Origin of the sequence: Algibacter aquimarinus (genome assembly GCF_039543265.1) — a bacterium.
Taxonomy (GTDB): Bacteria; Bacteroidota; Bacteroidia; order Flavobacteriales; family Flavobacteriaceae; genus Algibacter_B; species Algibacter_B aquimarinus.
In genome coordinates, this window is record NZ_BAABJK010000004.1 from 249,239 (window position 1) to 264,737 (window position 15,499).

At 30.4% G+C, this 15,499-nt stretch carries 17 protein-coding genes; 9 read left to right on the top strand and 8 right to left on the bottom strand.

Annotation, left to right across the window (positions count from 1 at the left end):
* Positions 1-76 precede the first annotated feature (76 nt).
* On the bottom strand, positions 77-1,360 hold the full coding sequence (locus ABD939_RS03935; protein ID WP_345164729.1) for a hypothetical protein: 1,284 nt from the start codon (positions 1,358-1,360) through the stop codon (positions 77-79).
* A gap of 63 nt (positions 1,361-1,423) precedes the next feature.
* Here ABD939_RS03935 and ABD939_RS03940 point away from each other — a divergent pair, with 63 nt between their 5' ends.
* The 3 genes from ABD939_RS03940 (at position 1,424) to ABD939_RS03950 (ending at position 3,558) form a co-directional block, all read left to right on the top strand.
* On the top strand, positions 1,424-1,579 hold the full coding sequence (locus tag ABD939_RS03940; RefSeq protein ID WP_345164731.1) for a hypothetical protein: 156 nt from the start codon (positions 1,424-1,426) through the stop codon (positions 1,577-1,579).
* A gap of 187 nt (positions 1,580-1,766) precedes the next feature.
* Complete coding sequence (locus tag ABD939_RS03945; RefSeq protein ID WP_345164733.1) at positions 1,767-2,138, top strand: hypothetical protein; 372 nt, start codon at positions 1,767-1,769, stop codon at positions 2,136-2,138.
* A gap of 1 nt (position 2,139) precedes the next feature.
* Positions 2,140-3,558, top strand: coding sequence for a T9SS type A sorting domain-containing protein (locus tag ABD939_RS03950; protein WP_345164735.1), 1,419 nt, complete (start codon positions 2,140-2,142; stop codon positions 3,556-3,558).
* Between the two features lies 1 nt (position 3,559).
* On the opposite strand, the gene ABD939_RS03955 is transcribed toward ABD939_RS03950, so the two are convergent.
* A complete protein-coding gene (locus ABD939_RS03955) occupies positions 3,560-4,081 on the bottom strand; it encodes a DUF4136 domain-containing protein (protein WP_345164737.1) in 522 nt (173 codons plus the stop codon).
* Positions 4,082-4,194: 113 nt separating this feature from the next.
* On the opposite strand from ABD939_RS03955, the gene ABD939_RS03960 reads away from it, so the two are divergent.
* Genes ABD939_RS03960 through ABD939_RS03970 form a run of 3 tightly spaced genes read left to right on the top strand, consistent with a single transcriptional unit; the run spans position 4,195 to position 6,214 of the window.
* Complete coding sequence (locus tag ABD939_RS03960) at positions 4,195-4,449, top strand: autorepressor SdpR family transcription factor (protein WP_345164739.1); 255 nt, start codon at positions 4,195-4,197, stop codon at positions 4,447-4,449.
* Between the two features lie 4 nt (positions 4,450-4,453).
* Positions 4,454-5,101, top strand: coding sequence for an SdpI family protein (locus ABD939_RS03965; RefSeq protein WP_345164741.1), 648 nt, complete (start codon positions 4,454-4,456; stop codon positions 5,099-5,101).
* A gap of 12 nt (positions 5,102-5,113) precedes the next feature.
* The gene (locus ABD939_RS03970) at positions 5,114-6,214 is read left to right on the top strand and encodes an alpha/beta hydrolase family protein (protein WP_345164743.1); all 1,101 of its coding nucleotides are present in this window, start codon (positions 5,114-5,116) and stop codon (positions 6,212-6,214) included.
* On the opposite strand, the gene obgE is transcribed toward ABD939_RS03970, so the two are convergent.
* From obgE to ABD939_RS03985, 3 genes are read right to left on the bottom strand one after another with little or no spacing between them, the layout of a single operon-like run.
* A complete protein-coding gene (gene obgE, locus ABD939_RS03975; protein WP_345164745.1) occupies positions 6,211-7,209 on the bottom strand; it encodes a GTPase ObgE in 999 nt (332 codons plus the stop codon). The genes ABD939_RS03970 and obgE overlap by 4 nt on opposite strands.
* Before the next feature lie 42 nt (positions 7,210-7,251).
* Positions 7,252-7,437 carry a PLDc N-terminal domain-containing protein gene (locus ABD939_RS03980; protein WP_345167323.1) on the bottom strand — a complete coding sequence of 62 codons (186 nt, stop codon included), beginning with the start codon at positions 7,435-7,437 and terminating at the stop codon, positions 7,252-7,254.
* A gap of 55 nt (positions 7,438-7,492) precedes the next feature.
* Positions 7,493-8,602 (bottom strand): adenylate kinase, encoded by a 1,110-nt coding sequence (locus ABD939_RS03985; protein ID WP_345164747.1) that lies wholly within the window; start codon positions 8,600-8,602, stop codon positions 7,493-7,495.
* A gap of 138 nt (positions 8,603-8,740) precedes the next feature.
* On the opposite strand from ABD939_RS03985, the gene ABD939_RS03990 reads away from it, so the two are divergent.
* From ABD939_RS03990 to ABD939_RS04000, 3 genes are all read left to right on the top strand, one after another.
* A complete protein-coding gene (locus tag ABD939_RS03990; RefSeq protein ID WP_345164749.1) occupies positions 8,741-9,895 on the top strand; it encodes a 5-(carboxyamino)imidazole ribonucleotide synthase in 1,155 nt (384 codons plus the stop codon).
* A gap of 1 nt (position 9,896) precedes the next feature.
* A complete protein-coding gene (gene purE / locus ABD939_RS03995; RefSeq protein WP_345164751.1) occupies positions 9,897-10,379 on the top strand; it encodes a 5-(carboxyamino)imidazole ribonucleotide mutase in 483 nt (160 codons plus the stop codon).
* Between the two features lie 144 nt (positions 10,380-10,523).
* Entirely contained in the window at positions 10,524-12,563 is a 2,040-nt protein-coding gene (locus ABD939_RS04000; protein ID WP_345164753.1) for a M3 family metallopeptidase, read from the top strand.
* Positions 12,564-12,730: 167 nt separating this feature from the next.
* On the opposite strand, the gene ABD939_RS04005 is transcribed toward ABD939_RS04000, so the two are convergent.
* The 3 genes from ABD939_RS04005 to ABD939_RS04015 all read right to left on the bottom strand — a co-directional run bounded on the left by ABD939_RS04005 (position 12,731) and on the right by ABD939_RS04015 (position 15,451).
* Positions 12,731-13,054, bottom strand: a complete 324-nt coding sequence (locus tag ABD939_RS04005) for a hypothetical protein (protein ID WP_345164755.1) — start codon at positions 13,052-13,054, stop codon at positions 12,731-12,733.
* Positions 13,055-13,166: 112 nt separating this feature from the next.
* The gene (locus ABD939_RS04010; RefSeq protein WP_345164757.1) at positions 13,167-13,799 is read right to left on the bottom strand and encodes a response regulator; all 633 of its coding nucleotides are present in this window, start codon (positions 13,797-13,799) and stop codon (positions 13,167-13,169) included.
* Entirely contained in the window at positions 13,796-15,451 is a 1,656-nt protein-coding gene (locus tag ABD939_RS04015) for a sensor histidine kinase (protein WP_345164759.1), read from the bottom strand. Before ABD939_RS04015 ends, ABD939_RS04010 begins: the two co-directional genes overlap by 4 nt.
* Between the last annotated feature and the right edge of the window lie 48 nt (positions 15,452-15,499).

Here is a 15,499-nt window from a genome sequence, read left to right on the forward strand (position 1 = left end):
TGCTTAACGCTAATGGTGTTTATTTTAATAAAGCTCTTAAACATGTGTTAGCTATAATCAAAAAATTTGATTTTAATTATCGGTTATAAGGATATTCACTAATCCAATGGAAGCCTCGTTTTGTTAGTAAAAAATCTTTTTTATCGAGTCTTTTTGAGGCCCCATAAATAGTATCTCTTTCAAAAATAAAATCAAAATCTAAACCAGTACTATCAACTTTCTTATAATTGAAATCATAACTCTTACTATCATCACTCCAACTTGTTACCTTAAACTTATCTGCTACCAAACTATCCTTTTCAATACCAAAATACTCTTTACTATTATCAAATTTTCGTATTTGCATAGATCCCTCCCTTTGAATAGCAATACTTTTCCAAAGTTTTTCGTTTTTGTAATTTGTAATGGTATCTCCATTTATAACAAAATTAGTTACTTCGTAAACACCATATAAATCTGGTTTTGGTGCTTTTGAACCATACTGTTTTTCAGCTTCAATTGCATTTATAAACCCGTAAATAAAAACATAACCAATTAATAATCCTTTAAAAACGTTCATGGCTATATTTATTCCCTTTTTAAATTCGGGCCTTTTTATAACCTCTAGTTTTGTACTTACGCCTTTAAAAAAGAAAATTGTAAGCCTTTTTATATCTCGTGATAATAAAAACAAGGTCATTACTACTAAATGTGTTGATAAAATTTTAACTGGAATATCATAAAAATAATTTACTGCCATAATATTCATTGCTGTCATCAATGTTACAAGAGCTCCAAATGTCATTGTTCGCCTAAACAAAAGTAAACCTGCTAGAAGTTCAGCAATTCCCATGAACAAATTATACCCTTTTGAAAAACCTAAAAAGGTCCATGCAAGCCCCATTGGTGAAGACTCACCATAACTCGATATTAACCTATAAGGCCCTGGATAAGAAAACTGCAATTGGATAACCTTAACTAAACCATAGCTTATTAGCATTAAACCAACATAATAGCGAACGGCTAGTGTAAGCCAATAATATAATTTGATATAATTATTCCTTTTTCTATCTAGAATAGACCATAAAATAGCAGTAATAATAGCAACTAAAAATGCTGTTAAAATTACCAAATAATCAAATGTAGTATCACCGCTTCCAGTGAGTTTTATTGAAATTTCATAAGGCACTCCATAAACATTTGCGCCCATCCAAGGAATTAGTTTATTTAACCATCCTTGAGGTATTTTAAATATTTTATACCAAAAGGGAAATGCACCATTATTTTGAAACAGAACAATTAATAGAAAGTAAATACTGATAAATCTAAAACCTATTTTTTCTAATGAAGACCACTTTGTCTCTGAAGATAATTCACTCATTTAACTTGTTTTTTAATTGATACTTGTAATATATTTAAGAAGTTAACCCCAAAATCTCAAATTATGATGAACGGCAAAATACCATACTCAAACGGAATTAAGGTAAGTTACCTCAAATTAAATTTTCTAATCACAGAAGAAATTCAATTAATTTATATAAAACTCAAACATATTGAAACCAGACAATTAACTGATTTACAGAACATAAAAATGAGTTGATATTAATTATTATCTTTGTTATTGTTGTAAAACTCCAGTTTTGATAAATATAAAGCCCCTAAATATTATTAAATCTATCATATACCCCTTACTGGTATGCTTGTTCTTATCGATAGTCTCCTGCGGTATACGAAAAACTACTACTGAAGAACAAAAACCACTTGAAATAAACCCTAAAATTATCTTTTTGATCTATTCAATTTCTAAAGAAGAAAATGGAAATAAAAAAATGGTATTTATAAATAAAACTATAGCGAATGGTAGATTAAAAAATAGTAGTAATAAATATTTAAAAACAGGAAAGAAGGGCGATTTTATATGTACACAAAAAGACAAAAACTCTAATAAGCTTCAAACCGTTTATATAAAGAACCCTTTTTCTAAAACTATAGAATTTATAAACGATTCCCTTATCTTTGAAAGTAAAAAAATAGATTTAACAACCACCCAAATTTCATTAAGATTACAGTTAAATAGTAAAACAAAATCAATTATAATTAGTGAAATTATTGATGATTTAAAAAATACAAATCCACTAATTGAAACAAAGCTAGATTAAAATGAAAAACTTAGTTTTCATATTAATTTTATTTTTAATGACTAACACTATGTTAGCTCAAATTTTTGATGTTGAAGCCATCAAAATATCTGGGGATAATGATAAACGTATAAACCTCATCATTTTAAGTGAAGGCTACACAGCTGCTCAACTACCACAATTTATAGCAGATGCGAATAGTTTTACTAGTGAAATGTTTAGTCAATCTCCTTTTGCCGAGTACAGTAATTATTTTAATGTTTATGCCATTAAAGTCCCCTCTAATGAAAGTGGTGCAGATCATCCTGGAAGTGCAACAGATACCAGTGAACCAGCGTCACCAATAATAGATGTAGATACGTATTTTAATGCTACTTTTGATGCTTTTGGGTTTCATAGACTTTTATATTATGGAATTAATTTTGCAGATGCATCTAGTGCAGTAACGAAAATAAATTCAGTTTTAGCTGATAATTTCCCTACTTACGACCAAGCTTTAATAATAGTTAATTCAACTGTATACGGTGGTTCTGGTGGCGAATTCCCCATAGCTTCAAGAGCAGCTAGTGCCAATGAAATTGCTATACACGAATTAGGACACTCTTTATTTAACTTAAAGGACGAATATTATCCAGGTGATGCTTTAGCCTCAGAAGCTATCAATATGACACAAGAAACTAATCCTAGTTTAGTAAAATGGAAAAATTGGTTAGGGACTAATGGTGTAGATATTTACCCCTATGCTACTTCTGGAAATGCTGCTAATTGGAATAGACCTCATCAAAACTGTAAAATGCGATATTTAGGTGTTCCGTTCTGTGCCGTTTGTAAAGAAGGGATTGTAGAAAAAATACACGATTTAGTTTCTCCAATAAACTCTTTTACTCCAGTTTCCAATGCATTAGATAACCCATCTTTACCAATAGATTTTAACCTAACACTAATTAATCCTATACCAAATACTTTAAATAGTGATTGGACATTAAATGGTGCAAATTTTTCAAACAATTCAAGTAATATAAGTTTATCAGATATCGATTTAGTTGAAGGTTTTAATGCCTTAACTGCAGTTGTAACAGACAATAATGCAGCATTACTAAGAGTTGACAACCATGAAATTACACACGTCTATACAGTGAGTTGGTCAATAAACTACAGTGCTTTAAGTATTAATGATATTACAAGTAAAACAAACACTTACAGCATTTCTATGTATCCGAACCCTGCCAAAAATTTATTAAATTTAAAGGTTGAAAGTATTACTGAATCACGATTAAAGATAGATATTATTGCTTTAGATGGTAAAAAAATTAAAACGAAACGAATTAGCAATTATCAAAATAATCAAATTGACATTAGCAACTTAAGTTCTGGTATTTATGTTACTAATTTTTATGCCAACAACGTTTTAATTTCGAGTAGAAAACTCCTAAAAAAGTAAACTACTGTTTGGGAGGATATTTGGTAAATACTTTTTCTACAATCTCTGTAAATCTTGCTTCTCTTTTTTCAGGAGTTGCTCTCGGATTAAAACCAGATTCACTTATAGCTTGCCAGAATAATTGTTTTTTACTTTCATCAACAAAATCGATAATTATTTGTCTGTTAATATTATTTTGTCCGATAGGTAAACCTATAGAAATCCCGCCACCAACATTTCTTCCACCGCCTCCTACTCCAACGCCAACAGTTTCTCTTTGTGCGGCTTGAAATTCATTACTTTTTATATCAATAAAAAAATCTGGTGTGTTAGATAGTTTGTAACCTTTAGCTTCCATTTTATCATCTAAAGCATCTAATAAACGTTTGGTATCTAATTCAGATAAACCCGTTTGCATATCACGATAGTAATTATATGTTTTATAGTTGGTGAAATTAGTTTGTTTATCATAATCATAGTTTACATAAATAGGAGAACAGGATACAATAAACAATAATAAAATAATAGTTTTTCCAAATTTCATAGTAGAAAGTTTTTATAAATTTAATCAAAAATTGTTCCATTTAGCTGCGTTGAAATCTTAAAATATTTGGAAAATTAAAATAGTATTTAGATATTTGTCTAAATACCTAATTAATGAACTATCTCTTTAAAGCGTTAAATGATGAAACCAGAAGGCAAATTTTGGAATTACTAAAAGAAAAAGACATGACTGCTGGTGAAATTGCTGATGCTTTCAAAATATCAAAACCAAGTATTTCTCATCATTTAGATATACTAAAAAGAGCCGATTTGGTATCTAGTGAGAAAGTAGGACAGTTTATAACATATACCATTAATACAACCATTTTAGAAGATGTTTTACAATGGATTTTAACTTTAAAAAAATAGCCTGATGAATTTAAAAAAAGAAATACCTCTTATAATAATTGTTTTAATTCCATTTTTTTATTTGGCTTATATATGGAGTGGATTACCAGAAACCGTTCCAACACACTGGAATTATAAAGGCGAAATTGATGGCTGGGGTAAAAAATCATCCTTGATATTAATTACCTTTTTATTACCAGCGCTTACCTATATAATTTTTACTGTAGTTCCTTTTATTGATCCTAAGAAAAAAATAAAGGGTATGGGAAACAAATTTTACAATTTAAAGTTTTTAATGACGGTTTTTATGTCTGCACTGGCCATGTTTATATTGTACAGTGTAAAAGAACAATCTATTACAAATCCAGCTTTTATAATACTTGCAATAGGTATATTATATATTATTCTTGGAAATTACATGCGAACAATTAAAACAAATTATTTTATTGGCATACGAACACCTTGGACTTTAGAAAACGAAACGGTTTGGAAAAAAACACATGCTTTAGCAGGTAAATTATGGTTTAGTGGTGGCTTAGCAATCATTATTTCAAGTCTTCTTACTAACAAAAATTTTAACGGTATTTTTTTTATAACTATAACTATAATAATATCGGTTATACCACTTGTGTATTCATATTTAGAATTTAAAAAACTCCAAAACAATTCCTAAACTACTCCTATTATGAAACAATTTCTTATTATCGCAATATTATCAATATCAATATTCTCTTATTCTCAAAATAATAGACCTCAAGATCCAATTGAGCCTTATAATTATCTTTCTGAAGATGTATATTTTACAAATACTGCTGCTAACAATATAAAACTAGCGGGTACATTTACATTACCAAAAACTAAGAAAAAACCTGCTGTTGCTATTTTAATTTCTGGTTCTGGACCACAAAACAGAAATGAAGAAGTTAAACAATTTAATCATCGCCCATTTTTAGTATTGTCGGATTATTTAACAAACCAAGGTATTGCTGTTTTAAGATATGATGATAGAGGTGTTGCCAAATCAAAAGGCGATTTTGGTAGTGCAACATCTCTAGATTTTGCATCAGATGTTGAAGCTGCAATTAGTTACTTAAAAACGAGAAAAGATATTGATACTTCAAAAATTGGGTTAATAGGTCACAGTGAAGGTGGATTAATTGCACCCATAGTTGCATCCAAGAATAGAGATGTTGCTTTTATCGTATTGTTAGCTGGCACAGGTGTAAATGGCGGAAAAATTTTGGAAACACAAACAAGAAGGGCTGCAGAATTAGCTGGTGCACAAAAAAACATATTAGATGAAAATGAAAAGTTATCATCTAAAATTTATGATATTATAAGAAATAATACAGATGAAGAAATTATTAAAACAGAAATTACTAATTTTTTAAATGGTTTTAAAAAAAATAATCCAACTTCGCCTATAGCTTCAGTAATCTCTCCAACTATGATTAAACAACAATTAAGTGTTCTAAAATCAGAATGGATGCTTAATTTTATTAGGTTAGAACCTGCTGATTACTTAGCAAAAACAACTTGCCCTGTTTTAGCTTTAAATGGTAGTAAAGATTTTCAAGTATTGCCAAAATTAAACTTAGAAGGTATAAAGAATGGGCTTGAAAAAGCAAATAATAAAGATGTTACTATAAAAGAATTAGACGATTTAAACCATATGTTTCAAACTGCTGAAACTGGCAGTTTACAAGAATACGGGCAGATAGAAGAAACTTTTTCACCTATTGCACTTGAAATAATAAAAGATTGGATTCTAGAAAGATTCGATTAATTATTTAACATCTTCCATAATACGTCTTTTAGCTCTGTAATGCCTTTTTGGGCTACAGATGAAATAAATAAGTAAGGTATAGGAAGCTCGTTATCTAATTCCATTTTTAATTCTGCTTTTAGTTCTTCATCCAACATATCACTTTTTGAAATAGCTATAATACGTTCCTTATCAAGCATTTCAGGATTATATCTACGAAGTTCGTCTAACAAAATATCATATTGTTTTTTGATATCGTTAGCATCAGACGGAATAAGAAATAGTAGAATAGAATTTCGTTCTATATGCCTTAAAAAATAATGCCCAAGACCTTTACCTTCGGCTGCACCTTCTATAATTCCAGGAATATCCGCCATCACAAAGGTTTGAAAGTCTCTATACTTTACAATACCCAAATTCGGTTTTAAAGTGGTAAACTCATAATCAGCTATTTTTGGTTTAGCTGAAGTAATTACAGATAATAATGTAGATTTTCCAGCATTTGGAAAACCAACTAAGCCAACATCAGCAAGCACTTTAAGTTCCATGGTTATATACTTCTCCTCCATGGGTAATCCAGGTTGTGCGTAACGTGGTGTTTGATTTGTGGAACTTTTAAAATGCCAGTTTCCTAAACCACCTTTACCGCCTTCAGCTAAAATTTTTTCCTCTCCGTCTTCGGTAATTTCAAAAAGAATATTGTTAGTTTCGGTATCTCTAATTACAGTACCTAAAGGCACATCAATATAAAAATCTTCTCCATCAGCACCTGAACTACGACTTTTGCTTCCATGCTCACCATGACCTGCACGAATGTGTTTTTTAAACTTAAGATGTAAAAGTGTCCAAAGGTTTGATTTTCCTCTAACTATAATATGGCCTCCACGACCACCATCTCCTCCATCAGGCCCGCCTTTCTCTATATATTTTTCACGATGTAAATGAGAAGATCCTTGCCCACCTTTTCCTGAGCTAACAAACATTTTTACGTAATCTACAAAGTTACCTTCAGTCATAATATCAGTGAATAATTATGGTTTAAGAACTAAAAATTATATTTAGTTTTTCTTAATCCTTTTGGGTCTGCCTAAAATAAAGTATAAAATTGTACCAAGGAATGGTACTAATAAAACAATTAATACCCACATGATTTTATCATTATTTTTAAATTCATTTTTTAAAATACTGATAAGTGCAATGATTGGAAAAAACAATAATATTAGTACTACAAATATTATTATCATTTGCCAAGGTCCAATTGCCAAATTAGTAGTAAGTTGTAGTAAGTTCAAACTTGTATTACAATTTATCTATTACACTACTTAAGCGCACCGTAATATCCTCTATACTGCCAATACCATCAACTCCAAAATATTTTTTTTGTGCTGTATAATAATCTTTTAAAATAGCTGTTTCATCATAATACACCTTAATTCTGTTTCTTATTACAGCTTCATTTGCATCATCTTTTCTTCCACTTGTTTTTCCTCTTTCAAGTAAACGTTTTACTAAAACTTCATCATCAACTTCTAATGCTATCATCGCATTAATCTGAGAATCTTTACTATCCATTAACTTGTCTAATGCTTCTGCTTGTGCATTAGTTCTAGGGAATCCATCAAAAATAAAACCATTAGCATCAGCATTCTTTTCCACTTCAGCATTAAGCATATCAATAGTAACTTGATCTGGAACTAAAGCGCCTTTATCTATATAAGACTTAGCCAACATCCCTAAAGCGGTTTCATTTTTCATGTTAAATCTAAAAACATCGCCTGTAGAAATATGTACTAAATTGTATTTCTCTTTTAAAAATTCTGCCTGTGTTCCTTTACCCGCACCTGGAGGGCCAAATAGCACTAAATTTGTCATGTGTTGTGTGTCTTTTATTTGATATACTTCTGGAATATCTCTTCCTAAACCATCGTAGTCTAAACCATAGCCTACTATAAATTTGTTAGGAATTTCTATGCCAACATAATGTAATTTAAAATCTTTCTTGTAAGCTTCGGGTTTGTAAAAAAGTGTGGCAATTTTTAACGATTTTACCTTTTCATTTTTAAATATCCTATGAACTTCGTTTAATGTATTTCCAGTATCAATAATGTCTTCTAAAATAATAACCGTACGCCCAGTTAAATCTTGCGTTAAACCAATAAGTCTTTGAATATCTTCTGTAGATTTAACACCTTCATAAGATGCTAATTTTATAAAAGTTACTTCACATGGCTTAGGATATTTTTTTACAAAATCGCTTACTACCATAAACGAACCATTTAAAATACCAATAAAAACAGGAATTTCATCACCAATATCATTAGCTATCTCATTTACCATGCGGGCTAATGCTTCATCAATTTCTTTAGCAGAAATAAAGGGTTTAAAAAATTTATCGTGTAGCTTAATCACTATTCTGTTTTTTTTGCAGACGCAAAGATAATCAATAGATTGGCGAATAACGATTTTTTGATTTAGGAATTCTGGAGTAATTTAAGATTTAAGTGTATTTTTGCGTAACCTAATTTTATTTCAGTTAAAAGCATTTAAATGAACTACTTTTCTTCAAATTTCAAACTCGGTATTCTTGGTGGTGGGCAATTAGGAAAAATGCTACTTTATAACACCAGAAAGTTTGATGTGTACACTTGTGTTTTAGAAGCCAGTAATGATGCGCCTTGTAAAATTGCGTGTGATAAATTTCATCTTGGTAATTTAATGGATTACGATGAGGTTTATAATTTTGGAAAGCAAGTTGATGTTTTAACTATTGAGATTGAAAACGTAAATATTGATGCTTTAGAAGCTCTTGAAAAAGAAGGAATTAAAGTATACCCTGGTTCAAAAACGTTGAGAAGTATTCAAAATAAAGCAAAACAAAAACTGTTTTATGTTGACCATAATTTACCAACCGCTCCTTTTTCTCGTTTTGCGTACACTTCAGAAATTGAAGACGCATTAAACCATGGTGGATTAAATATGCCTTTTGTTTGGAAAGCAGCTCAATTTGGATATGATGGCCAAGGCGTTAAAATAGTTAAATCTACGGAAGATTTAAAAGGATTACCAAATGTTGAGTGCATTGCAGAAAATTTAGTGCCTTTTAAAAATGAATTGGCAGTAATAGTTGCAAGAAATGCTTCAGGAGAAATTGCTACTTACCCTGTGGTTGAAATGGAATTTCATCCAGAAGCAAATCAAGTTGAATATGTAATATGTCCTGCTAGAATTTCTAATGAGGTTGCAAAAAAAGCACAGGACATTGCTCTTAAAACCTCTGAAGCTTTTAATCATGTAGGATTATTAGCAGTGGAAATGTTTCAAACTCAAGAGGATGAAATTTTAATAAACGAAGTTGCACCACGTCCACATAATTCTGGTCATCAAACTATTGAAGCAAGTTACACATCACAATTTGAACAGCATCTAAGAGCAATTTTAGATTTACCTTTAGGGAGAACAGATAATAAAGTTGGTGGTGTTATGGTAAATTTAGTTGGAGCTGAAGGCTACACCGGAAATGTGGTTTACAAGAATATAGAAAGTATTATGAAAATGGATGGTGTAACACCTCATATTTATGGAAAAAAGCAAACACGCCCTTTCAGAAAAATGGGACATGTAACTATTGTAAATAAAGATTTAAATGAAGCCAGACGTGTGGCAGAACAAGTTAAAAAATCAATTAAAGTAATAAGCGAGTAATATGAGCAAAGTTGGAATTATTATGGGAAGTAAAAGTGATCTTCCTGTTATGCAAGATGCCATAGACATCTTAAAGGGGTTTGATATAGAAATTGAAGTTGATATTGTTTCTGCACATCGTACTCCTGAAAAACTATTCGATTATGGAAAGCATGCGCACACTAGAGGATTCTCAGTTGTTATAGCAGGCGCTGGAGGAGCCGCTCATTTACCGGGTATGGTAGCCTCATTATCCCCACTTCCCGTAATTGGTGTACCTGTAAAAAGTAGTAACTCCATTGATGGATGGGATTCTGTGTTATCTATTCTTCAAATGCCAGGTGGTGTTCCAGTTGCCACTGTTGCTTTAAATGGAGCTAAAAATGCTGGTATTTTGGCAGCACAAATTATCGGGTCTTCAGATAAATGTGTACTGGATAAAATTATGACTTACAAAGAAGGATTAAAAATTAAAGTAAACGAATCTGCTAAAGACTTAAAATAAAAAAAGCCTCAAATATAATTTGAGGCTTCTAGCTATTAACAATAATTCCTTGAGTTAGTCACTCTTCAAATTGTTGCTGGCAAAAATACAAAAATTTTATTATGCATACATAGCATATTACATTTTAACATATTTATTAAAAAAATGATAAAGAAATATCTAAATACTCCATTTAATACCAAATATAATACTGCTCCATTCTCAAAAATTAAAAACACAGATTATATTCCAACCTTTAAGGAAGCCATAAATCTAGCAAAGAAAGACATTGATGATATTGTAAACAACTCAGAAAAACCTTCTTTTCAAAATACTATTGAAGCTTTAGATTTTTCTGGTGAACAATTAGATAGAGTTTCTAGTATTTTTTTCAACTTAAATTCGGCTGAAACTAATGAGGAGATTCAAAAAATAGCTCAAGAAGTATCTCCAATGTTGTCTGAATTTAGTAACGACGTTGCTTTAAATACAGAATTATTTGAACGTGTAAAATCTGTATACAACTCTAAAGATGAGTTAAATTTAACAACAGAGCAAAACACTTTATTAGATAAGAAATACAAAAGCTTTTCAAGAAATGGGGCCAATTTACCTGAAGAAAAGAAAAGTGACCTAAGAGAAATTGACAAAAAACTGAGTCAGTTAAAATTAAAGTTTGGTGAAAATGTTTTAGCAGAAACCAACAAGTTTGAAATGCTAATTACAAATGAAGAAGATTTATCTGGGCTCCCTGAAGGCACTAAAGAAGCTGCTAAACAATTAGCAACATCAAAAGAGAAAACTGGTTGGCTATTTACTTTAGATTACCCAAGCTATATTCCTTTTTTAACTTATGCTGATAATCGTGAATTACGCAAAAAAATAACACTTGCCGCGGGAAGTAAGGCCTTTAAAAATGATGATTTAGACAACCAAAACAATGTTTTACAAATAGTTAAACTTAGGCATAAGCGTGCTAATCTTTTGGGTTATAAAACACACGCACATTTTGTTTTAGAGGAGCGTATGGCAGAAACACCAGAAACGGTTCTTGAATTTTCAAATGAATTGCTAAAGAAAGCTAAACCAGCTGCTGAAAACGAATTTAAAAATCTTGAAAACTTTGCAAAAGAATTAGATGGTATTGATAGATTAGAAAAATGGGATGGATCATATTATTCAGAAAAACTAAAACAAAAATTATTTAGTTTAGACGATGAAAAGCTTAAACCATATTTTAAATTAGAAAATGTTATTGCTGGAGCATTTACCATTGCAAATAAATTATTCGATTTAAAATTTGAAGAAATTGATACCATTGATAAATATCATGAAGATGTTTTAACCTATAAAGTAACAAACTCAAAAGGTGATTTTATTTCTGTTTTCTATGCAGATTTTTTTCCTAGAGCAGGTAAAAGAAATGGAGCGTGGATGACATCCTACAAACCACAATACATTAAAAATGGAGAAAATAGCAGACCTCACGTTTCCATAGTTTGCAACTTTACAAAACCTACAAAAACAAAACCTTCCCTATTAACATTTAATGAAGTAACTACTTTATTTCATGAATTCGGACATGCGCTTCATGGCATGTTAGCTAATACCATCTACCCTAGCTTATCAGGCACTAATGTACACTGGGATTTTGTAGAATTACCAAGCCAGATTATGGAAAACTGGTGTTATGAAAAGGAAGCCTTAGAATTGTTTGCTACGCATTATGAAACTAACGAAGTGATCCCTATGGATTTGGTTGAAAAGATTAAAGAATCTGCCACGTTTCATGAAGGCATGCAAACTTTACGCCAGTTAAGTTTTGGTTTATTAGATATGAGTTGGCATGGAAACGAAACGATAGAGAGCATTAAAAATGTAAAAGCTTTTGAAACAGAAGTCTTTAAAAATACATCTCTTTATCCTGAAACAAAAGAAACTTGTATGAGTACTGCATTTTCTCATATATTTCAAGGAGGTTATTCTTCAGGATATTACAGCTACAAATGGGCTGAAGTTTTAGATGCTGATGCTTTTGAATATTTTAAACAAGAAGGTATTTTTAATAAAAAGGTAGCCAATAAATTTAAAGATTATGTATTAAGTCAAGGTGGCACTGAAAACCCCATGACACTATATAAACGCTTTAGAGGGCAAAAACCTCAACCAGAAGCTTTGTTAAGACGTGCTGGATTGTTGAAATAAATTTATATTAAAAATAATAAGCTTGGTGGTAATTATAGATCTATTACTAAAAAAGCATTTGAAATTTATATTATTTCAAATGCTTTTTTTGAAGTTTGAATAAGCAACATGACACTTTCGATAATAAAAAATCACATTGCACGCACATGCTGCTTATCGAACCATAATTATTTATCCTTTTTTTTCGAAGGCTTGTAGTTTTTGTATGCTGGTCCTGTTAATTTTTGCCTTTCATGACCATTAGTATTTATTATAATCGCTTCCCCTTTCGATGATTTTTGTCCTGGTCTATAATTCTTATAAGCTGGTCCTTTAAGTAATTTTTTTTCATTAACTACATAAATTGTAGTTAGTACTGTTCTATGATTCCCATGCTTGTAGTTTTTATATGCTGGTCCTTTTAAATCACTTCGTTTTACATTGTTTTGCTCTTGAGCAGATGCTCCAAAAGCAAATAATAAAAATCCTAAAATTAATGCTCCTTTTTTCATGATAATTATTTTTATGGTTCATGACAAAATTAAGCACCATTATAGCTGTTTAGAATTATAAGAATCTACCCAATCTGTATCCGTATAAATACGGATACGCGATTTTAAAATATTATATTAAGTTTATTTTTGCTGCTTTTTTAATAAGTTCAGCTGTATTTTTTACTTCTAGTTTTTTTAAAATATTTGCTCGATGTGTTTCTATAGTCCTTGAACTCACAAATAGTTTAGCAGCAATTTCTTTAGTAGTTAAACCTTCGGAAATTAAACCCAGAACCTCTGTTTCTTTATTAGATAAAATGTCTTCGCTTACACTTTGGGTAGACATAAAATTTATCATTTTTTCAGAAATTTCAGCACTAAAATATTTTTTCCCTTTGCTTACGGATCGTATTGCCAAGGTTAATTCATCTTCATCAGTGTTTTTTAATAAATAACCATAAGCACCACTTTTAGCACACTTAGCTATGTAGTTCCCATCGCTATGCATAGAGATTACAATAGGTTTTATATTAGATTTTAAAGTTTTTATTTCTTTTAAAACCTGAAAACCATCCATTTTTGGCATGGTAATATCTAAAAGCACAATATCTATCTCCAACGCACTCCTAAGCACATCCATAAATTCAATACCATCAGCAAGACTTCTAACTATTTTTATATCATCATGCTTTCTTAACAATTCGGCTAATCCTTTTCGAAAAAGTTCGTGATCGTCTGCTATTACTATTTTAATTTCATTCATAATTCCACAGGTAGTTCAATTTCAAAAGTAGTGTTTCCAGCTTTAGAGTTAATAACAATTTTACCATTGCAAATTTCAACACGTTCTTTAATGTTTATAATTCCAGAACCTAACTTTACCTCTTTTTCATCAAAACCAATGCCGTCATCAAAATAGAAAAGTGATATAAATTCATCAAATTCTGAAAGCGTAATTCTTATATTTTTTGCTTTAGAATGTTTCAATGAATTGTTGATTAATTCTTGACAAATTCTAAAAAGATTAATGCCTTGTTGATTTGTTATATTAGTTTGATCGTGTTTAGTTAAATCTTCATACTGAATAGCTATAAGAGTTGAATTTTTAAGGCTTTCAACAAAATTAGTTAGTGCAACACCAACCCCAAAATCGTCAATAGACGAAGGCATTAATGCATTAGACATCAACCTAATTTCAGAAATAGTATCGTCTACTATCCTTTTCATTTCTGTTTTTTGCTTTTCATTTTGAACTTTATTTTCAATATAATGTTTTAGAGATGTTAAGTACGGCCCAATACCATCATGTAGTTCCCTTGATAGGCGACGTCTTTCACTTTCTAAACCATTTACTAATAAGCGTTTTGTATTTATTCTGTTATTTTCTTCGTTGTTTCTATATTCTACCAATTTATCTCTCATAACCAACAAACTTTTACCAAGCATATCGTGAGTGCTTTTTGGTGTATATTGGGCATTCAAGTTCATTTTTCCTATATCATTTGAAAACTTCACAGCACCTTGTAAAGAAGCTTTTAAATTAGCCAAAGCATCAAACATATCATTAATTTCATTAGAGTTTTTAATAAACTCATTGCTTTTGTTGTAATCTCCTTCTGCCATAACCTTTAGGCTCCTTTGCATATTTTTTATCGGGTCTGTAATAATTCTTATAAGGAAAAGTGATAGAATTATTGCTACCATTAGAATACCGAGGGTTAAGGTTATTAATCTTGTTTTTAAGTTTTTTAATGGCGTGGTAACCTCACTAACATCTATCTCGGAAAGAATAATCAATTTAAGATTTGAAATTTCAATAAGACTATATACACTATAAACATCAACACCTCTATAATCATCAAATGTCCCCCTTCCACTATTGCCTTTTAAAGCATTAATTACGCCTTCGGTTTTAACCAAAATAGAGTGTGGTGTTTTATCAGGGAAAAAGCGTGATTGAGAACGCATCTTAAAATCTTCTCCCACTAGATAAGACTCCCCGCTATTTCCCATACCTGTTCGCTCAAGCAATATTTCTTTTATTTTATTATAGTCTAGTATCTTGATATATGTTTTGTTAACATTTTTAGAAACAAAACCTATTGAAGTTTTTTTATGAATGTGGTTTGAGGTAAAATCGTAAACCCCTTCTAAGTTTGTTATGCTATCAGGAAATACAAAACTTGGAGTATCTATATTTTGATAGTTTTCATGGTTGTTTAATAAATCTTCCCATTCAGCCTTTATTAAATTTTCAATTTGGACTTGTTTGAGGGTTTTTATAGAATTTAACTGTAACAAAACACGATCGTTTAGTACTTTAGAAAACTGTTTGTAGAAAGAAAATGATAATACAGCAACTACCAACGCTATTAAACCATTTATTATTATAAGTATTAAGGTTTTGATGTTCATTAAAAAAAAACTTTTTATAAAATCTAGATTTATTAAAGATAAAGAATT